This window comes from Thalassotalea psychrophila, assembly GCF_031583595.1.
GTDB classification, from domain to species: domain Bacteria; phylum Pseudomonadota; class Gammaproteobacteria; order Enterobacterales; family Alteromonadaceae; genus Thalassotalea_A; species Thalassotalea_A psychrophila.
The window spans coordinates 1,203,944-1,224,384 of sequence record NZ_CP134145.1; the positions used below are offsets into that span (position 1 = coordinate 1,203,944).

At 38.2% G+C, this 20,441-nt stretch carries 20 protein-coding genes; 14 read left to right on the plus strand and 6 right to left on the minus strand.

Annotation, left to right across the window (positions count from 1 at the left end; genetic code table 11):
* The first annotated feature begins 92 nt into the window (after positions 1-92).
* The 8 genes from RGQ13_RS05130 to nqrM all read left to right on the plus strand — a co-directional run bounded on the left by RGQ13_RS05130 (position 93) and on the right by nqrM (position 7,723).
* Positions 93-1,427, plus strand: coding sequence for a Na(+)-translocating NADH-quinone reductase subunit A (locus tag RGQ13_RS05130; protein ID WP_348392488.1), 1,335 nt, complete (start codon positions 93-95; stop codon positions 1,425-1,427).
* A 2-nt stretch (positions 1,428-1,429) separates the two neighbouring features.
* The gene (locus RGQ13_RS05135) at positions 1,430-2,632 is read left to right on the plus strand and encodes an NADH:ubiquinone reductase (Na(+)-transporting) subunit B (protein ID WP_348392489.1); all 1,203 of its coding nucleotides are present in this window, start codon (positions 1,430-1,432) and stop codon (positions 2,630-2,632) included.
* Entirely contained in the window at positions 2,625-3,398 is a 774-nt protein-coding gene (locus RGQ13_RS05140; RefSeq protein ID WP_348392490.1) for a Na(+)-translocating NADH-quinone reductase subunit C, read from the plus strand. The genes RGQ13_RS05135 and RGQ13_RS05140 overlap by 8 nt, the downstream gene beginning before the upstream one ends.
* On the plus strand, positions 3,398-4,024 hold the full coding sequence (locus RGQ13_RS05145; protein WP_348392491.1) for an NADH:ubiquinone reductase (Na(+)-transporting) subunit D: 627 nt from the start codon (positions 3,398-3,400) through the stop codon (positions 4,022-4,024). Before RGQ13_RS05140 ends, RGQ13_RS05145 begins: the two co-directional genes overlap by 1 nt.
* Before the next feature lie 6 nt (positions 4,025-4,030).
* Positions 4,031-4,654, plus strand: coding sequence for an NADH:ubiquinone reductase (Na(+)-transporting) subunit E (gene nqrE / locus RGQ13_RS05150; protein WP_348392492.1), 624 nt, complete (start codon positions 4,031-4,033; stop codon positions 4,652-4,654).
* 61 nt (positions 4,655-4,715) lie between these two features.
* Positions 4,716-5,942, plus strand: coding sequence for an NADH:ubiquinone reductase (Na(+)-transporting) subunit F (nqrF, locus tag RGQ13_RS05155; protein WP_348392493.1), 1,227 nt, complete (start codon positions 4,716-4,718; stop codon positions 5,940-5,942).
* 375 nt (positions 5,943-6,317) lie between these two features.
* Positions 6,318-7,358, plus strand: a complete 1,041-nt coding sequence (locus tag RGQ13_RS05160) for an FAD:protein FMN transferase (protein WP_348392494.1) — start codon at positions 6,318-6,320, stop codon at positions 7,356-7,358.
* Positions 7,359-7,501: 143 nt separating this feature from the next.
* On the plus strand, positions 7,502-7,723 hold the full coding sequence (gene nqrM / locus RGQ13_RS05165; RefSeq protein WP_348392495.1) for a (Na+)-NQR maturation NqrM: 222 nt from the start codon (positions 7,502-7,504) through the stop codon (positions 7,721-7,723).
* 126 nt (positions 7,724-7,849) lie between these two features.
* Here the strand turns inward: nqrM and RGQ13_RS05170 are convergent, their stop codons facing one another.
* From RGQ13_RS05170 to RGQ13_RS05180, 3 genes are all read right to left on the minus strand, one after another.
* Complete coding sequence (locus RGQ13_RS05170; RefSeq protein ID WP_348392496.1) at positions 7,850-8,113, minus strand: hypothetical protein; 264 nt, start codon at positions 8,111-8,113, stop codon at positions 7,850-7,852.
* A 132-nt stretch (positions 8,114-8,245) separates the two neighbouring features.
* Positions 8,246-8,809 carry a DUF4136 domain-containing protein gene (locus tag RGQ13_RS05175; RefSeq protein WP_348392497.1) on the minus strand — a complete coding sequence of 188 codons (564 nt, stop codon included), beginning with the start codon at positions 8,807-8,809 and terminating at the stop codon, positions 8,246-8,248.
* A 133-nt stretch (positions 8,810-8,942) separates the two neighbouring features.
* Positions 8,943-10,397, minus strand: a complete 1,455-nt coding sequence (locus tag RGQ13_RS05180; RefSeq protein ID WP_348392498.1) for a metal-dependent hydrolase family protein — start codon at positions 10,395-10,397, stop codon at positions 8,943-8,945.
* 189 nt (positions 10,398-10,586) lie between these two features.
* On the opposite strand from RGQ13_RS05180, the gene RGQ13_RS05185 reads away from it, so the two are divergent.
* Positions 10,587-11,315, plus strand: coding sequence for a Crp/Fnr family transcriptional regulator (locus RGQ13_RS05185; RefSeq protein ID WP_348392499.1), 729 nt, complete (start codon positions 10,587-10,589; stop codon positions 11,313-11,315).
* A gap of 13 nt (positions 11,316-11,328) precedes the next feature.
* On the opposite strand, the gene RGQ13_RS05190 is transcribed toward RGQ13_RS05185, so the two are convergent.
* Complete coding sequence (locus tag RGQ13_RS05190) at positions 11,329-12,105, minus strand: MaoC/PaaZ C-terminal domain-containing protein (RefSeq protein WP_348392500.1); 777 nt, start codon at positions 12,103-12,105, stop codon at positions 11,329-11,331.
* A 107-nt stretch (positions 12,106-12,212) separates the two neighbouring features.
* Between RGQ13_RS05190 and dinB the strand changes: the two genes are divergently transcribed.
* Entirely contained in the window at positions 12,213-13,271 is a 1,059-nt protein-coding gene (gene dinB, locus RGQ13_RS05195) for a DNA polymerase IV (protein WP_348392501.1), read from the plus strand.
* A gap of 92 nt (positions 13,272-13,363) precedes the next feature.
* The gene (locus tag RGQ13_RS05200) at positions 13,364-14,227 is read left to right on the plus strand and encodes an MBL fold metallo-hydrolase (RefSeq protein ID WP_348392502.1); all 864 of its coding nucleotides are present in this window, start codon (positions 13,364-13,366) and stop codon (positions 14,225-14,227) included.
* A 241-nt stretch (positions 14,228-14,468) separates the two neighbouring features.
* On the opposite strand, the gene RGQ13_RS05205 is transcribed toward RGQ13_RS05200, so the two are convergent.
* Positions 14,469-16,757 (minus strand): S9 family peptidase, encoded by a 2,289-nt coding sequence (locus tag RGQ13_RS05205; RefSeq protein WP_348392503.1) that lies wholly within the window; start codon positions 16,755-16,757, stop codon positions 14,469-14,471.
* A gap of 142 nt (positions 16,758-16,899) precedes the next feature.
* Positions 16,900-17,766 carry a LysR family transcriptional regulator gene (locus tag RGQ13_RS05210; protein ID WP_348392504.1) on the minus strand — a complete coding sequence of 289 codons (867 nt, stop codon included), beginning with the start codon at positions 17,764-17,766 and terminating at the stop codon, positions 16,900-16,902.
* A gap of 134 nt (positions 17,767-17,900) precedes the next feature.
* On the opposite strand from RGQ13_RS05210, the gene RGQ13_RS05215 reads away from it, so the two are divergent.
* The 3 genes from RGQ13_RS05215 to fghA all read left to right on the plus strand — a co-directional run bounded on the left by RGQ13_RS05215 (position 17,901) and on the right by fghA (position 20,430).
* A complete protein-coding gene (locus tag RGQ13_RS05215) occupies positions 17,901-18,227 on the plus strand; it encodes a DMT family transporter (protein ID WP_348392505.1) in 327 nt (108 codons plus the stop codon).
* Positions 18,228-18,391: 164 nt separating this feature from the next.
* Entirely contained in the window at positions 18,392-19,522 is a 1,131-nt protein-coding gene (locus tag RGQ13_RS05220) for an S-(hydroxymethyl)glutathione dehydrogenase/class III alcohol dehydrogenase (RefSeq protein ID WP_348392506.1), read from the plus strand.
* 68 nt (positions 19,523-19,590) lie between these two features.
* A complete protein-coding gene (gene fghA, locus RGQ13_RS05225; protein WP_348392507.1) occupies positions 19,591-20,430 on the plus strand; it encodes an S-formylglutathione hydrolase in 840 nt (279 codons plus the stop codon).
* Positions 20,431-20,441: the final 11 nt, after the last annotated feature.

Below are 20,441 nucleotides of genomic sequence, written 5' to 3' on the forward strand. Positions count from 1 at the left end.
TGCTTACCATTCAAGAAACACTGGATTAGTAACCGCTTATAATTAGGGCTATTAATTTTAAATACTCCCGTCAAAAAGTAGTGCATGTGTTTATGATTACAATCAAAAAAGGTCTGGATATTCCTGTTACAGGTGTTCCCCAGCAAGTAATCCATGATGGTTCGACCATCAATACTGTTGCAACATTAGGTGAAGAGTTTGTGGGAATGCGCCCAACCATGTTTGTAAAAACAGGTGACAGCGTTAAAAAAGGTCAGTTTCTTTTTGAAGATAAAAAGAATCCTGGCGTTAAATTCACAGCCTCTGCAGCCGGTGTTGTAAAAGAAATCAACCGTGGTGAAAAGCGTGTTTTACAGTCTGTTGTTATTGAATTAAATGGCAACGAAGAAGAAACTTTCAACGCTTACTCAGCTGACCAAATCTCATCTTTATCACGTGAAGATGTAGAAACAAACCTAGTTAATTCTGGTTTATGGACAGCGTTACGTACTCGCCCATTCAGCAAAGTTCCTGCATTAGGTAGCGAAGCTAGAGACATTTTTGTTAGTGCTATGGATACTAATCCATTATCTGCTAACCCAGAAGTTATTATTAATGAGCAAACTGAAGCGTTTACTAACGGTTTAGCTGTATTGGCTCAATTAACTTCAGGTAAAGTTTTTGTTTCTAAAGCGCCAGGTGCAAATATTCCAACAGGTAACGCAACAGTAAATGAATTTGCTGGTAAACATCCTGCTGGTTTAGTTGGTACTCACATCCACTTCTTATCTCCAGTTTCTGCAGATAAAGTTGTATGGCATGTTGGTTACCAAGATGTTATTGCTTTTGGTACGTTATTTACTACCGGTAAATTAGACACTAATCGTGTTGTTTCACTAGCTGGTCCTGCTGTTAAGCAACCTCGTTTAGTTCGAACATTACTTGGTGCTAGTACAACTGACTTAACTGCTGGCGAAATCGCAAGTGGTGAAATTCGTGTTATAGCCGGCTCTCCTCTACAAGGTGCTAAAGCACAAGGCGTACATGCTTATCTTGGTCGTTACCAAGTGCAAGTAACTGCTTTGCAAGAAGGCCGAGAGAAAGAGTTTATCGGTTACATGTACCCAGGTCCGAATATGTTTTCTGTTACACGCGCCTATATGTCGCATTTTTTCCGTAACAAATTATTCAACATGACTACAACGACTAATGGTAGTAGCCGCGCTATGGTTCCAATTGGAAACTATGAGCGCATTATGCCGTTAGATATTTTACCTACCTTGTTATTACGTGATTTAGCTTCTGGCGACACCGATGGTGCTCAGCAGTTAGGTGCATTAGAGCTAGACGAAGAAGATTTAGCACTATGTACATTCGTATGTCCTGGTAAAACTGATTATGGCGTTATCCTTCGTGATTGCCTAACCACTATTGAAAAGGAAGGTTAGACATGGGCTTGAAAAAGTTTATTGAAGATATCGAGCCGCATTTTGAAAAAGGCGGCAAGCACGAGAAATGGTTCGCATTATACGAAGCCGTTGCTACGGGCTTATTTACTCCTGGTTATGTAACTAAGGGTAAAACGCATATCCGTGACAGTATTGATCTTAAACGTATTATGATCACTGTTTGGTTAGCCGTATTTCCAGCTATGTTCTGGGGTATGTACAACATTGGTTTTCAAGCAAACGAAGCACTAGCTGCTGGTTTTGCTGTTCCAGATGTTTGGCAGGCTAACTTATTTACCATGCTTGGTGGTAGCTTAGGCGAAGGTGCGAGCATCTTTATGCAGATGTTCTACGGCGCAATGTTCTTCATACCGATTTATGCCGTAACATTTATTGTTGGTGGTTTTTGGGAAGTTTTATTTGCTGCGGTACGTAAACATGAAGTGAACGAAGGCTTCTTCGTTTCATCTGTTTTATTTGCACTTATCCTGCCAGCATCAATTCCTTTATGGCAAGTTGCTATCGGTATTACCTTTGGTATTGTCATTGCAAAAGAAATTTTTGGTGGTACTGGTAAGAACTTCTTAAACCCTGCATTAGCGGGTCGTGCGTTCTTATTCTTTGCTTATCCTGCAGAAATTTCAGGTGACGCAGTTTGGGTTGCTGTTGACGGTTTCTCGGGTGCTACGCCTTTAAGTGCCGCATTAGCTGGTACTGTAGATTACTCAATCAATACTGATTGGTGGAATGCATTCTGGGGCTTTATCCCAGGTTCTGTTGGTGAAGTATCAACATTCGCTATTCTACTTGGTGGTGCATATATCCTTTATAAAGGCATTGCTTCATGGCGCATCGTATTAGGTGTGTTCGGTGGTATGGTTGCAACGGCATTCTTATTTAACGCTATTGGCAGTGACTCAAACGCTATGTTTGCTATGCCTTGGTACTGGCATTTAGTTGTTGGTGGTTTTGCGTTCGGTATGATGTTTATGGCAACTGACCCAGTATCTGCATCATTTACAAACACTGGTAAGTACTTCTTTGGTGCCTTAGTTGGGATTATGGTTGTACTAGTACGAGTTGTGAACCCAGCTTTCCCTGAAGGCATGATGTTAGCTATTTTATTTGCTAACTTGTTTGCACCATTATTTGACCACTTTGTAGTTCAGTCAAACATCAAACGGAGGATTGCTCGTAATGTCTAGTAATAAAGAAACTTTCGGCAAAACTCTTGGCTTCGTAGTTGTAGTTTGTTTAGTATGTGCGGCTCTTGTATCTGTTTCTGCAGTTAAACTTAAGCCTTTACAAACAGCAAACAAATTACTTGACCAACAAACAAAGATCTTAGAAGCAGCTGGCTTATTAGAGCTTGGTACTAAAGACGGCATTGTTGCTACTTACGAAAAATTCGTTGTCGCTAAAATGATCGACTTAGACACAGGTAAGTTCATTGAAGGCGATGCAGCGTCATTTGACGAACGTCGTGATGCTCGTGATGTAACTAAATCAATTAAACCAGCAAATGATATTGCCGGTATTAACCGCCGCGCGAACAGCTCGGTAGTGTACTTAGTACGCAACGGCGCAGGTACCATTGATTCGGTTATTTTACCAATTGTTGGTTCAGGTCTTTGGGATCTTATGTATGGCTTTATTGGTTTAGAAGTTGACTTAAACACAGTTAAATCGGTTGTTTATTCTGACCACAAGGAAACTCCAGGCCTAGGTGCTGAAGTATTGAACCCTAAGTGGAAAGCATTATGGCCAGGCAAAAAAATGTTTGACCAGCAAAATGCAATTGCCATTAAAATTGTTAAAGGCGGCGCTAAAAAAGACGACATCCATGGTGTTGACGCTTTATCTGGTGCAACGTTAACAAGTGTTGGTGTAGAAAAAACATTACATTTTTGGTTAGGTGAAGAAGGCTACGGTCCATTCATCAATAACTTCCGTGACGGAGGCTTAAATTAATGAGCGATTCAGATACTAAAAAGGTGCTTATATCACCTATCGTTGACAACAACCCAATTGCATTACAAGTACTAGGTATTTGTTCTGCGCTTGCGGTAACAAGTTCAATGGCAAACGCGTTAGTGATGACCTTAGCTGTTGTATTAGTTACAGCGTTTTCAAACTTATTTATTTCGATTATTCGTAATCATATACCTTCTAGTGTACGTATTATCGTGCAAATGGCGATTATCGCGTCTTTAGTTATCGTGGTTGACCAAGTGTTAAAAGCTTTTTCATACCAGTTATCTAAAGAGCTTTCGGTATTCGTTGGCTTAATCATTACTAACTGTATTGTAATGGGTCGAGCAGAAGCATTTGCGATGAAAGAAAAGCCAGTAGTAAGCTTTATGGATGGTATTGGTAACGGTTTAGGTTACGGTGCTATCTTAATGGTTGTTGCATTCTTCCGTGAGTTATTTGGTTTTGGTACTTTCTTCGGCATTGAAGTTTTACCATTAGTACAAAACGATGGTTGGTATCAAGCCAACGGTCTACTAGTATTGCCATTTAGTTCATTCTTCATTATCGGTTTAGTTATCTGGGCAATTCGCCAGTGGAAACCAGAACAAGTTGAAAAGGATTAGGAACTCATGGAACATTATTTAAGTTTATTTATTAAAACGATCTTCATTGAGAATATCGCCCTAAGCTTTTTCCTTGGTATGTGTACATTCCTTGCTGTATCTAAAAAAGTTAGTACAGCAATGGGACTTGGTGTAGCGGTAATTGTAGTACTTGGTATTGCCGTACCAGCTAACCAAATCATTTACCAATCAATTTTGGCTCCTGGCGCATTAGATAGCGTCATGGGCATTACAGACCCGAAAGAATCTATCGATCTTAGCTTCCTTTCTTTTATTACCTTTATCGGCGTTATTGCGGCACTGGTACAAATATTAGAAATGGTTCTAGATAAATTCTTCCCTGCCTTATACCAAGCGTTAGGTATCTTCTTACCGCTTATTACTGTTAACTGTGCAATTTTTGGTGCCGTGTCTTTCATGGTAGCTAAAAACCTTACGCTAGGTGAGTCAGTTGTTTACGGTATTGGTTCAGGCGTTGGTTGGGCGTTAGCTATTGTTTTACTTGCGGGTATCCGTGAGAAAATGAAGTATTCAGACGTTCCAGATGGTTTGAAAGGTTTAGGTATTACGTTTATTACCGCAGGTTTGATGGCTTTTGGCTTTCTTTCTTTCGGTGGTATCTCGTTATAAGGTTAATGCAGTTTAAAAGGCTGAATAAGTCTTTTAAACTCGAAGTACAAAGGAAAATACTATGCAAGAAATAATTCTCGGCGTAGGCATGTTTACCGCTATCGTTGTTGCTTTAGTGTTAGTGATTTTATTTGCTAAGTCTAAATTAGTAGCCGAAGGTGATGTAACTATTTCGATTAATGGCGACCCTGAAAAAGCAGTAACAACTGCTGCGGGTGGCAAACTTCTTGGCGCATTAGCTGACCAAGGTATTTTTGTACCGTCTGCCTGTGGTGGCGGTGGTACTTGTGGCCAGTGTCGTGTTGACGTACATTCTGGTGGTGGCGATATTCTTCCTACGGAAGAAGGTCACATTACCAAGCGTGAAGCTAAAGCAGGCTGTCGTTTAGCATGTCAAGTTGCGGTAAAACAAGACATGGAAATTGAACTTGAAGATGAAATCTTCGGCGTTCAACAATGGGAATGTGAAGTTATCTCTAACGATAACAAAGCAACGTTCATTAAAGAACTTAAGCTGCAAATTCCTAATGGCGAGTCTGTACCGTTCCGTGCTGGTGGTTATATTCAAATTGAAGCACCTGCGCATCACGTTAAATACTCAGATTTTGATATTGATGAACAGTACCGTGGCGACTGGAACCATTTTGGTTTCTTCGATGTAGAGTCAAAAGTTGAAGACGACACCTTGCGTGCTTACTCAATGGCGAACTACCCAGAAGAAGAAGGCATTATTATGCTGAACGTGCGTATTGCTACGCCGCCTCCAGGACGTTTACATTTACCTGCAGGTAAAATGTCTTCATTTATCTTTAGCTTAAAAGCTGGCGATAAGGTAACTATTTCGGGGCCATTTGGTGAGTTCTTCGCTAAAGACACTGACAACGAAATGGTATTTATCGGTGGTGGCGCAGGTATGGCGCCAATGCGTTCACACATTTTTGACCAACTTAAGCGTCTTCAATCAAAGCGTAAGATGAGCTTCTGGTATGGTGCACGTTCTAAGCGTGAAATGTTCTATGAAGACGATTACAACGGCTTAGCCGCTGAAAACGATAACTTCGACTGGCATGTGGCGCTTTCAGATCCACAACCAGAAGATAACTGGGATGGTATGACAGGTTTCATTCATAACGTACTTTATGAAAACTACTTGAAAGACCACGAAGCGCCAGAAGATTGTGAGTACTACATGTGTGGTCCTCCAATGATGAACGCGGCAGTTGTCGGTATGCTTAAAGACTTAGGCGTAGAAGATGAGAACATATTACTCGACGACTTCGGTGGTTAATATTGCTTCTTGATAGTTTTTAAGCTGTTGCTCTGCGTTAGAAGTGCTCACCTAGTAAACTAGGCTCCGCGCTTCTGCCTTGATTAACAAACTTAAATCCAAATCAATAAACTAATATTAATGATATGTAGATTTTAAAAGACGACTTAGGTCGTCTTTTTTGATTGCGAGAATAAATTCTCGCCAACCGAAAAACTAGCAGGTGCAGATACGCGGGGTCAGACCAAAACCTATTAATTTTAATAGGGTTTTGCTCTGACCCCACTTCGATGAACCGGAACGAGTTAGAAGTAAGTTGATACAAATATTTTAGAATATATTAATCCAACCCTCATTAGTTTATAATTCACGCAAATTATCTATCTGTTATTACCTATGTTTTTATCAAAAATATCTAATACCGTTGTCGTTTTATTACTGTTGTTAATTACTGCATGTTCTGAGCCTGTTGAAAATGTTGAAACCGATCTACAAGAGCTTCAGTTAACCGGCTATACCATGGGACCTATTGTATATAGCGTTAAGTTAATAGGTAAAAAGCAACATGTTGAAGAAATTCAGTTAGCAGAAAAAGTTGATAACTTATTAAAAAAAATCAACGCGCAAATGTCTACCTATGACAAAAATTCTGAGCTGTCTAAATTCAATCAATATCAAGGTAATGATGCACGCCAAATATCAGTAGAGTTAAACCAAGTACTGAGTGAATCAATACGCTTAGCTCATCTTACTAATGGCACATTAGACGTAACTGTTGGCCCGTTAGTCAACCTTTGGAGTTTTGGCCCTGATAAGCGTGCTGAGAAGGTTCCTTCAACAGAATTAATAGCATCAACAAAACTACATATTGGTATTGATAAATTAAATCTAAAAAACCGACTATTATCAAAAAATGATGCAAACGTTTATGTCGATTTATCTGCTATAGCGAAAGGTTTTGCTGTAGACAAAGTTGCTGAGTTACTCGAGCTGTATGATATTAACGATTATATTGTTGATATTGGCGGTGAAATGCGAGTTAAAGGTGTAAAAGCCAACAAACAAGCTTGGCGTATTGCTGTTGAGAAGCCAATTTCTGGGACAAGAGCAGTACAACAGGTTATAATGCCCGGCGATAATGCAGTGGCCACATCTGGTGATTATCGAAATTATTTTGAAGAAGACGGTATCCGTTATTCTCACACTATAGACCCTGATACAGGTTGGCCTATTAACCATAAGCTTGTTTCAGTTACTGTAGTGCACCCATCATCAATGACAGCCGATGGCTTAGCAACGGCGATTGAAGTAATGGGACCTGAAAAAGGCTTTGAGTTTGCAAAAGCAAATAATCTGGCTGTGTATTTAATTAGTAAAACTGAAGATGGTTTTAGTGAACAAACTACCGAGCAATTTCTACGGTTAGTTGCTAAATAATTAAGCGACTATCGTCCTCTCTGTGAGGTGGGACCACGTAGTAAGCGACTATTTCGTCCCCGCGAGATGGGGGCCATGTAGTAAGCGACTCTTGTCGTCCTTGCTAAGGCGGGGATCCATGTAGTAAAAAGAAAGAGATTTAAATGAATATATTTTTATTAACGTTTGGTTTTTTCATTGTTATGTTTTTAGCAATGGCTATTGGTTATATTATCCAACAAAAAACATTGGCTGGTAGTTGTGGTGGTTTAGGCAGTATTGGTATCGATAAGGCTTGTAACTGCGATAACCCTTGTGAAAAACGCAAAGAGCGTGAACGTAAAGCAGCATTGAATGAACAGTCTATTGATGTGAGAAATATTTAGTTGCTAGCAAATTATCAACCATAGAAAAGGGAGCTTAGTAGCTCCCTTTTTACTTCATGGATGAAGGAATGCAAACTGCCATGGATGGCAATTAGTTTGTACATTCAGCGAATAATTAACTTAAAATTATCTATCTCTATGTAATGTTTCTACCTGTTGGCTGTATCTGCTAAAGCCTATACCTTTGCGAATTTTTTCTGCCGAGTAGATACCATGTGTAGTACCCGCTAATAAGCTGACAGCAATAACAATATTATTTGATTCACCCAAGTAGGCACATATTAAGGCTGCGCATAATGACGCTACAAATAGTGATGAAAATACTATTCTCGCCCATAGAGCTAAGTTTTTTAAGGATGCTAAATTAATCTCAATATTTGCCACAGTCATAAACCACCAGTTCAATAAACAATAATAACGCTATTACTAATGTTTATAATAATAAACCTTATTTGGAGCTAAGGTTATATCAATTGGTTATATGATTTTACTAAATGCATGACAGTGAAATCAGCGCTGAGATTATTTTTTTGGAGGATAATTTGCCAATACTTTAGCGACAACCTCATTAATACCTTTTTGCTTATCCTCAGGACTGATATCTTGCTCTGCTTCAAAGCCATCAAAGCCTCGCCAAACCAGTTTTCCTTGATGATGCATGTCTATGGTGATTTGAATGTAAGTATTAAAATCTGAATCTAAAGGTATTGTTGTACCAAGGCCTACACCGGTAGCCGAATTGCTACTACGGTTTGAACCGCCTATTCCTATACTAAACGACGATTTCTTTTCTCGTTGCTCTAATGTGGTGAAATAATTAACTTGTAGATCGCCATCTTTTTCAACCAAAGATAAAGATTTACCTGATAATTGAGTAATAATTGCTTCTTTAATACGCTCACTGGTTATTTCGTCACTTGGCGCTGAAGTATCTTTCGTTGTGTCGGTCAGCTGATAAAAGCTAAATTGGCCAAAGTTTGTGTCAGTGTCATAATCGACCGTTGATGGGGTGCTTTTACAACCTAACAGCAAAGCTAATGTAAAAGCAGAAACAATGAATATTTTAATAGATGTTAGTTGGCGCATTTTTGATACCACATTTTAATTAGTTACTACTATATATAGACTGATTATAGTCAAACATCCATTTAGAACTAAGTTTTACTCAAAAAAAACAGCGACCTAAGTCGCTGTTTTAATGTTATAAAATAAGTTAAAACTACTTGATTGTGTTCTTGTAAATAACACCGTCTTTCATAATAACGTTCAGAGTGTCAATTTGCTTGTACTCTGGATCAGCGTCAAACCACTTGTCAGTTGCGCCGATAACACTTAAGTCTTTAAGCGGGTTACCATCCACTAATATTAAATCAGCAGCTGCGCCAACTTCAACAACACCTAGTTTACCAGCATCTAAATAAGGGTTACGAGGACCTGACATAGCCATTAACTCACCAGCAGTTGAAGTCATTTGTTTTAACACTTCAAAGTTGTTGCCAAAAGATTGACCACGCCACCAGATTTCATAACGACGAGCACGTTCTGCATCTTCATGAACACCAACGTAGTCTGAGGCGAATACTACTTTTACATCATTTTCGATTAAGCGCTGACCGTAATCACCAAACTTTTCTTGAAGAACTGCAACCATAGGCAGTTTTTCTTTAGGCATTAACGGGTTTTTCGCTAAATCTGGAGATAATCCCCACATTTGTGGAACAACATAAACACCTTCTTTTGAAATACGTTTCATTGTTTCATCATTCATAAAGAAGCCATGTTCAAATGATTTAACGCCACAGTCCATTAAACGATCCATCGCGCGGTCTGTAAATACGTGTGCAGCAACGTAAGTGTTCCAATCTTTCGCCGTTTCAACAATGGCACAGGTTTCTTCTTGAGAAAATTGCGTAGTATCCATCGGATCAAAACGTGATGAACCACCACCACCAGCCATCATTTTAATTTGAGTAGCACCGTTACGTAAATTTGTACGTGTCGCTTTTAATACTTCAGTTTTACCATCTGCTACAGCACCAATGCCCATTCTTTCGAAGTTTGAAAGGTCACCAGTTGTTGATGGTGAAAACCCAGCATCATTACGGTCACGAAAATCACCGTGGCCAGATGTTTGCGAAATGAAAGTACCAGATGGGAAGATACGAGGACCAATAACATGGCCATCATTAATGTTACGCATTAAACCAAACGCTGGACCACCCATATCACGAACCGTAGTGAAACCGTCCATTAAGAAACGCTCAGTAACGATTGTTGCACGGTAAGCCATGTCGGTTAAGTCCATGTTCTTCTCAACGCTGTCAAAATGAGCATTGATCATAATATGGGCGTGACCGTCGATAAGACCAGGCATTAACGTTTTACCTTCACCGTCAATAACTACAGTATTTTTGCCCGCTTTAATGTCTTTTTCAGTTATAGCGACAACTTTGTTACCTTCAACTAAAACATTTAAGTTTTTATATAGCTTGTTGTCAGTACCGTTAAATACATTAACGTTAGTAAATAAGGTGTTGCCGGCTTCAGCTTTCAAGCTAATTGCAGGAGCAGCGCTACCTCCGCCTGCTGCCATAGCTGCAGGGATCATTGCTGTTGTTGATAATAGTGCCGCTGATACTAGAGCCGCTAATTTACTTACATTTCTTACTTTCATCGCTAGTTCCTTTTAAAACTAATTTTCTAAAGTATGCCAATGTTGTACAACGCAGTAGAAAATAGCTGTTGAAAAACATTGAGTTGTGTTTTGATGGAGCTATTATTAAACAAGTTACGATCGAGTTATGTTCCCATGAGGACATTTCTGTTTGTTAAATTAATGTTTATTGTTTGAGAGTGTAATTAATTGTCTATATCTAATGTAAAAGTTGCAGAATTACTAAAAGAAGTGCGTTGGCCATGCGATTTAAGTGAAGAATTTAAACAAACTGTTGTGCAAACAGGGATGATACTTACGCGTCAGCAAGGGTATTATCATTTAACGTCTGATTTGACTAATGATGGACTGTTTTATTTACTAGAAGGCAGTGTGATCATTTCAATTCGCACCTCAGATTTTGATCATTTCACTTATAAATTACTTGGCAAGGGCGATTTTCTTTATTATGGCAAGCTGATGGATTATCGCTTACAAGAATCAATAAATGCAGAATTTTTACAGGACTCTACTTTTTTAAAAGTAACAGATTCAAACTTTGTTGATCTGACAAAGACACAACCAGAGATATATAAATTGATGTTCTCTGTGTTAAAGCAAAATACTTTACCTCTTGTGCAAAAAGGGGTATTGAACCAAAAATTTTCAATTCCAATAAAAGTTGCTTTTGCCTTATTAGATGTTGCTTCAAAACAAGTGGATATTAATGGTGCTATGCCAATGCTTACAATAACCCAGCAGCAACTTGCAAACTTAGCTGATATAACTAGGCCGAGAGTTAATGCAGCATTAAAAGAGTTTGAAAGCCAAGGCTTGGTTGAGATCGTGCGTGGAAAAATTTATTTATTAAATGTACCGGGTATTAACGATATATTAGTTAGTGCTAATTTAACCTTTTACTCACCTTCTATAAGATAATAGCATGTTCATATTAGCCATCTACCTTTACGCTTAAATGTAATTGATCATTACCAGAAAAAACTTGGTGTTCATTACCTTCTGAAAATATACCTACCGCACAAGGTAAAACACATGGCTTTTTAAAATCGAATTTCACTTTATTAGCTGCAATGTTTTTTTCAATAAGTACCAAGTGGCCTAAATAGCCCCCGTGCATAATGGCATTGGGTAAACCAAACAGATTAGCTAGTTTGTTATTCAGATGGATGGGATTAAAATCATTACTTACCTTAGCGTATGCAAGTGCTTTTGCTAGATTTAAGATGAAATTTGTATCGCCAATAAATGCTTGTTGTTTACCTATTCGTTCACGTTTATTTGAATTCAACTTCTTCAAAAAAGTATTCTTGTTTACCAGGCAGCAACGCTCGTTTTGAAAAAACTGTGTTTCTATCACAATTACTTTACCCATAGGGTGGCGGCGATCTTGCCTGACTTTGTTGATAACTTTAAAGTCATGTCGAAAGTCTAGCTCAAATGTTTTTTCAAATTCACTTTTTAAATGTATTAAGCCTAACGGCGAAAAAGCGAAATACTTATGAGAAAAGGTTTTTAACAATGAATTAAAGCCGGCAATAAATGCATAGCTGATCGGTAAATCTTTGCTTTGATCAAGGTTATAAAGCTCTCTGAACTTGGTAATTTTCTTAGCTCGAATAGCCCTTTGGTCAAACTCAACACTGAATTCGTTGAAAAAGGTACGCTGTGGTCGCTTTATTAGTAACTTTATATATTGGTACATCATCATCTAAGGCATTTAATTTAAGGGTTAAAGCTTAACAGAATATTTATTGCATAGGTAAGTAACTTTGAGTAAACTGTATTTATATACAGTGTTTGGTGGGGCGATAACTTATGCGTAAAATTATTCATGTCGACATGGATTGTTTTTTTGCTGCCGTTGAAATGCGAGACAACCCAGCATTGGCTAATATTCCTATCGCAATAGCTGGTAAAGGCCCACGTAGCGTAACTGCGACATGTAACTACCTTGCCCGTGATTATGGTGTTCGCTCAGCTATGCCTGTGGGTAGGGCATTACAATTATGTCCGCATCTTGAACTTGTACCAGGTCGAATGTCAGCTTATAAAGAAGCATCAACTCACATTAGAGAAATCTTCTCTCGTTATACCGATAAAATTGAACCACTGTCATTGGATGAAGCCTACCTTGATGTTACTGATTGCACGGAGTGTAATGGCAGTGCCACTTTAATCGCTGAAAAAATTAGAGCTGAAATTTACCAAGAGCTTAACTTAACCGCGTCGGCTGGGGTGGCACCAAATAAGTTCATTGCCAAAATAGCTTCTGATGAAAACAAACCCAATGGTCAATGTGTAGTTCCTCCGGAAAAAATAATTGAATTTGTTGAAACTTTAGATTTAAAAAAAATACCGGGAGTAGGGCCAAAAACTCTCGAAAAATTAAATGCGTATGGTTTATTTACTTGTGCCGATGTAAGAGCAAGTGATGCAAGTGCTATGGAAAAAATAATGGGAAAATTTGGTCCTGTTATTTTTAAGCGTGCTTTTGGTATTGATAACAGAGATGTTGAAACAAGTAGAATAAGAAAATCATTAGCAATTGAAACGACACTCAATGAAGATATTCAACAAGTACATGGCTGCATGAACGTTGTTGAAGAGTTATTGCCAAAGTTTTTAACAAGGCTAGAAAAAGTTGAAAACCTAGATATTATTAAGCAAGGTATTAAAGTAAAATTTGCTGATTTTACCCAAACAACAGTAGAGCAAAGCCAGAGTAGTTTAGATATCAACCTTTTTAAACCTTTACTTGAAGAAGCAATAGCTAGAGGTAATGGTAAAAAAGTCAGACTAATAGGCTTAACAGTGGGCTTTGCGCCTGAACAGGCCAAAAATATTTATACTCCACAATTAAGCCTTCCATTGTAACGATAATCATTATTAAGTTATTATTTTTCTTTGATTTTTTCTAATAATAAGACCATATTTATAAGGTCATTTAATATTACAAAGATAAAACTATGAAAAAAACATCCTTCTTACTACTCTTTATTTTAAGCATAGCTATACCTTCGCATGCCGCTCAAGACTTTTCAAAAATTGAAATCAAAGCCCAAGTTGTAGCAGAAGGTGTTTATATGCTCGCCGGTTCCGGTGGCAATATTGGTGTGTTAGCAACAGATGAAGGGTTAGTACTTATTGACGATCAATTTGCCCCGTTAGCAGACAAAATTGAAGCAGCTATGAAAAGTATTAAAGCAGTTCCACTAAAGTACATCGTCAACACTCACTATCACGGTGACCACACAGGCTCTAATGGCCACTTTGGTAAACAAGCACCTATCTTTGCTCATAGTAATGTTCGTAAACGAGTGATAGAAGATAACAAAAAATCAGGTGTTGATTTACCTGTAGTGACTTATGAACATGGTGTGACTATATATTTAGACGATGAAGAAATTCAAGTGATGCATTTCCCTAATGGCCATACAGACGGTGATTCTATCGTGTATTTCAAAAAGGCCAATGTTCTGCACATGGGCGACTTATTTTTTCAAGGCCGTTTCCCTTATATAGATTTAAACGCAGGTGGTTCAGTTAAAGGCTATCTAGCGAATATTAAAAAAATAAGTAACCAGTTTCCGCCTGATGTGAAAATAATTCCTGGTCATGGCTCTTTAACTGATATGAAGGGCTTATTAGAGTTCGTCGAAATGGTAGAATATTCAGTTAATAAAGTTGATGCGGCAGTACATGAAGGTGCCGACAGCGGCGAAATAATGGCCAATGGCATTGGTGATAAATACAAAGGCTGGGCTTGGCAGTTTATTACTGAAGAACGTTGGTTGAAAACCTTGATTACTGACTTGAAAAAGAGTGAATAGAAACGAGATTACTAGAAACGAGATTACTAGAAACGGGAGACGAAGAGCAATAAACACTCTCTTTCCCTTTCCTGAACTCGTTTCAGGATCTATTATTTTAACTGTAGACCCTGAAACTAGTTCAGGGAAAGGCTAGGAGAAAATTCAGTAACATTCCCTGCTCTTTGCTTTTCGATTCTATTTTTCTCGTTTCTAGTTTCTAGTTTCTAGTTTCTAGTTTCTCGTTTCTCGCCGTTCGCTTTTACTTCTTCAACTTACGATCAAAGAAGTTCATTATTGAATAATTCAGATGAGTTTTTACTTTCTTACCACGCATGCTATGTTTGCTTCCAGGATAAGTCATTAACTCAAATATTTTGTTCTCGTCTTGCATGGTTTTTATGAGCTTGGTGGTATTGGTGAACAATACGTTATCGTCGGCCATTCCGTGATATAAGAACAATGAATTATTCTTGTCATCGAACTGTTTCACATATGGAAAAACAGAGCTAGCTTCATAACCTTCCTTGTTAGTTTCAGGATGACTCAAATAACGTTCAGTATAGTGAGTATCGTATAGCATCCAGTCAGTAACAGGTGCTCCACTTACCCCGGCAGTAAAGTAATCACCAGCTTTAAACATTGCCATTAGCGCCATATAGCCACCGTAACTATGACCAAAAATGCCTATACGATCTTTATCTACAAATGGTAGTGTGTGTAAGTAGTTAACCCCACTAATTTGGTCGTCTAATTCAACCTTGCCAAGCTCTTTATAAATAGCAAACTCGAAGGCAGTACCACGATAGTTGGAACCACGATTATCCAGCTGAAATACAATGTAGCCATTATCTACCATGTATTGAGTCATGTTGGCGCCGCCCCAGGTATTAGTTACCTTTTGTGCATGAGGGCCACCATAAACATTAACAATAACGGGGTAACGTTTACCAGGTGCTAAATTTTTCGGAGTATATAATTTGTAATATAAGTCAGTTTTGCCGTCATTTGCTTTAATTGAACCAAATTTTGGTTGCGCTAAGTTCTGTTTAAATGGAGCAAACGGATGAGTATCATCGAGTTTGTTTTCCATCAAATACGTTACTCTCTGCCCATTGGCTTTATGTAAACTAAGCTGCGGCGGGGTGGCTATATTTGAAAAATTATCTAGGTAAGTTTGTTTATCATTAGCAAATGCGATTTTATGAAAACCACTACGCTTAGATATACGAGTCACATGCTCTGGTGATTTACCATTTAAAGTAACTTTATATAAATGCTTTTCTATTGGTGTGTCTGCTCTGCCAGTGAAGTACAACCAATTCTGTTTTTCATCAACAGTAATTAATCTATCGACTACCCAATCACCTTTAGTTAATTGGCTAATTAACTCACCTTTATAATTGTACAAATATAAATGTTTAAAACCGTCTCTTTCTGAAGCCCAAATAAATTGCTTAGAGTTTTTCAAAAAACGTAAATCGTTGTTTAAATTGAGCCAATGATTTGATGTTTCTTCAATAACCGTACGAGCTCGACGGGAGTTTAGTCCTTGAAAGTTTAACTTTAGTATTTGCTGAGAGCGATTCTGCCATTGATAACTTATTGTTTTTGAATCTGGCAACCAATCTACTCGAGCAATGTATAGATCTTTATCATCACCTAAATTATAAGTGGTAACTTTTTCTGTATTTAGCTTTATGCTGCGCAGAGATACTTCAACATTACTAGTGCCCGTTGCAGGATATCGTTGTTCAAAGATTTTTACTTCTTCAGCATAAATTTCATTACGAAGAGCTGTTTCTACATTTTTTTCATCAATGCGCAAAAAGGCGATGTGCTTTTCATTAGGTGACCACCAATAGCCAGTCATCCTGTCCATTTCTTCTTGTGCAACAAACTCAGCCATACCATTTTTTACAGTACCACCACCATCTTCAGTTAGCTGAGTTTGGGTGTTATTGTTTAAATCAATAATATGAATATTTTGTTGTTTGATAAATGAAACGTAACGATCTTTAGGAGAGAATTTGATATCAGTTTCATATGCTTGATCTAGTGTTAAGCGTCGAGACTTTTTAGTCTCTAAAGTGAATAAATAAAGATCGCCATTTATTGGAAATAAGATGTTCTTGCCGTCATTAGACAAAACGTACTCAATAATACCGCTGCCATAAACTCGTTGGCGTTCACGGCGAGCTTTTTCTTCGTCACTTAATTCTTCTTTTCCAGAAAATATACTGTCTGAATCGACTAATAATTCATGCTGATTATTAGCGATATTATATTGCCAAAGATCGAAACGATTATTATCTGTTTCTTTCGCTTTTAAATAGGTAACGGTTGTGCCGTCAGGAGAATATTTTAGTTGTTTAGATGTTGGTCCTTTTAATGATGGAGCTGAAAATATTCTTTCTATTGTCAACGGCTCAGCTTGCGTCTCTTTAAAAGGAACTTGTGCTGCTGCGCTAAAACTCGTAATTAGCAACAAGGAAGAAATCAATAAATATATAGATTTCAAAGGATTAGGTTTTATCAGTGATTTTAGCATTGGGGCGTTGTTTTTTTTCTTTAATAAATTGCCAGTATACTACCTGTCACGGTGCTTTCTGTCGAAGGGAACTTGAGGTTTTTAGCCACTTTTTAGCAGTAAATTGTAAGATTTTATTGATAGTAAGTTAATTGTTTAAATACTAATTCAAATGCTTAGCAATATAATCGACTAAAAATCGTATCTTAGGTGATAATTGTCGGTTATGCGGATATACCGCCCAGATGGGTTGCTCTGATTCACGATAGTTATCGAGTAGGGTGATTAATTTGCCTGTTTTCAAATGATGTTGCACATAATAATCAGGTAACTGAACTATTCCTAAGCCCTTTAATGCTGCGTCCATTAAGCTAAATCCAGAATTACAATGTAGTGGTCCACTAACTCGAACATTTTTTTCTTTGCCATTTTCAAGAAAACGCCAATAATCCAATGTACCTACTAAACACCTATGTTGTTCAAGTTCAGACAATGTATGCGGACTACCATACTGTTCTATATATTTTGGCGAAGCGCAAACATAATTGACTCTGCTGGTAAGCTTTTTAGCCATCATAGTTGAGTCGCTTAATTTACCTACTCGAATGGCTAAATCAAAACCTTCATCGATAATGTCTACTTGTTTATTGGTTAAATAAGCGGAAACTTCAACGTCTGCATAACGCTGCACAAAATTATTTACCAAAGGCATAATTTGTTGTTCGCCATAGGTTGTCGGTGCGGTAAGCTTAATTTTTCCTTGTGGTTTACTTTGCAAGTTTGTAACCGCTCGCTCGGCTTCATCTAGGCTATCGAGTACGCCACGACAGTGCTGATAAAATAGCTGTCCTTCTTCAGTGAGAGATACTTTACGAGTAGTTCGATAGAACAATTTTACATTAAGACGTTGCTCTAAGGCACTTACTTGTCGACTTACCTGTGCTGTTGATATCGACAATCTTTTTGCCGCCTGAGTAAAGCTTTCTGTTTCTGCAACTTGCACAAACTCGCTGATCCCTTCCCAATTCATCTTTATTGTCCAACTAGTGATTGTTACGAGTGTGTAAAAGTCATTTGTAATATTGCTATATTATCATTTTATCAGAAACAAATATAATAGCAGCCATAAACAAACAAAACCGCAGTAATTTAAAAGGGGTAGATATGAGTTGGTTATTTTTGCTGTTTGGTGTCGTTGCAGAAGCTCTTTCGCATGTTGCGTTAAAAGAAACCGATGGCTTTAGCAAGCCAATACCTAGCTTATTAGTGATATTGGGCCACCTTGCTGCCTTTATGTTTTTAGGGCAAGCAATGAAAGATATGCCTGTTGGTATAGTGCATGCGTTATGGGCCGGACTTGCAGTGATGACAGTAACCATATTATCAACGTTAATTTATCGCCAACACATAGAGCCTACGACTTGGTTTGGTATGGCCTTTGTTGCCATTGGTGTTGCTTTAATCAATTTGTCTCAAGGACACAGCCATTAATTAATAAATAACCTAAAGTTATAACAATTACCCGCTATAATTTTTAAACAAAATGAATTTGCAAAATGAAAACTATTATGAATGAATACATATACCTATGCACAGAATTTAATAGATAACTAAATTTAACAATTTTCACATTTAACAGCCAAGAGAGAATCAATATGTCAGATCAATTTATTAAGTCAAAAGCCGCCATCGCTTGGGGCCCAAAACAGCCATTATCTATCGAGGAAGTCGATGTAATGCTACCTCGAAAAGGTGAAGTGTTAGTTAAGGTTATTGCATCAGGCGTATGTCATACCGATGCTTTTACCTTATCAGGGGATGATCCTGAAGGCATTTTTCCGGTTATTTTAGGCCATGAAGGTGGTGGTATTGTCGAGCAAGTAGGTGAAGGTGTAACAAGTGTTAGCGTTGGTGACCATGTTATCCCACTATACACCCCGGAATGTGGAGAATGTAAATTCTGTCTATCGGGTAAAACTAATTTGTGTCAGAAGATTCGTGAAACTCAAGGTAAAGGCTTAATGCCAGACGGTACCACGCGTTTTTATAAAGACGGTAAGCCAATTTTCCATTACATGGGTTGCTCAACGTTTTCTGAATACACCGTATTACCAGAAATTTCTTTAGCGAAAGTAAATAAAGAAGCGCCATTAGAAGAAGTTTGTCTACTTGGTTGTGGTGTTACAACTGGTATGGGCGCAGTAATGAACACTGCAAAAGTTGAAGAAGGCGCTACCGTTGCTATCTTCGGTCTTGGTGGCATTGGTTTATCAGCCGTTATTGGTGCAACTATGGCAAAAGCAGGCCGTATTATTGCTATAGATATTAACGAAAGCAAGTTTGAATTAGCGAGAAAATTAGGTGCTACTGATTGCATTAATCCAAAAGATTACGACAAACCAATTCAAGATGTCATCGTAGAGTTAACAGACGGCGGTGTTGATTATTCGTTTGAATGTGTGGGTAACGTGAACTTAATGCGTTCAGCATTAGAGTGTTGTCACAAAGGTTGGGGCGAATCAGTGGTTATTGGTGTCGCAGGTGCTGGACAAGAGATTTCAACTCGTCCATTCCAATTAGTAACTGGGCGTGTATGGCGTGGTTCAGCTTTTGGAGGTGTTAAAGGCCGCACCGAATTACCAGATTATGTAGAACGTTACTTACAAGGTGAATTCAAATTAAGTGACTTTATTACTCACACTATGGGACTGGAAGACATTAATGAATCGTTTGAATTGATGCATAAAGGCGAAAGTATCCGCACAGTGATTCACTTCGATAAATAATATCTATTGTAATGCTATGGCTAGCTTCTTTGAACTAGCCATAAATATTTAGATCCCAAGGATTAAAGATGAGTTTAGAAAATATATCTGCCAACAAAAGCTTTGGTGGTTGGCATAAGCAATATAGCCATGATTCAAAAGCATTAAATTGCAGTATGCGTTTTGCTATTTACCTGCCACCACAAGCCAGTGAAAGCAATAAAGTTCCGGTGTTGTACTGGCTTTCAGGATTAACCTGCACTGATGAAAACTTTATGCAAAAAGCTGGCGCACAACGCATTGCAAATGAATTAGGAATTGCTATAGTCGCGCCAGATACCAGCCCAAGAGGTGAAGACGTTGCAGATGATGAAGGTTATGATTTGGGCAAGGGCGCTGGTTTTTATGTGAATGCCACGCAAGCACCCTGGAATCGTCATTATCGGATGTATGATTATGTGGTAAACGAATTACCGGAATTAATTGAACTAACATTTCCGGTAACTACTAAACGATCAATTTCTGGTCACTCTATGGGCGGTCATGGCGCATTAACTATTGCTATGCTAAATCCTGATCGTTATCAGTCGATGTCGGCATTCAGCCCCATCGCGAACCCGATAAATTGTCCATGGGGTGTAAAAGCTTTTAGTGCGTATTTAGGCGAAGATAAAAGTACTTGGCTAAAACATGATGCCAGTGTGTTAATGAGTAAGGCTACACAATTTGTTCCTGCATTAATTGACCAAGGACAGGGTGATGATTTTCTGGTTGAGCAATTAAAGCCCGAAGCATTATCAAACGCTGCAGAGCAAAGTGGCTATCCACTTACGTTGAATATGCAACAGGGATATGATCACAGTTATTATTTTATCTCTAGCTTTATTGAGTCGCATTTGCATTTTCATGCTAAACATTTGAATATGTAAAAGTAGGGTCA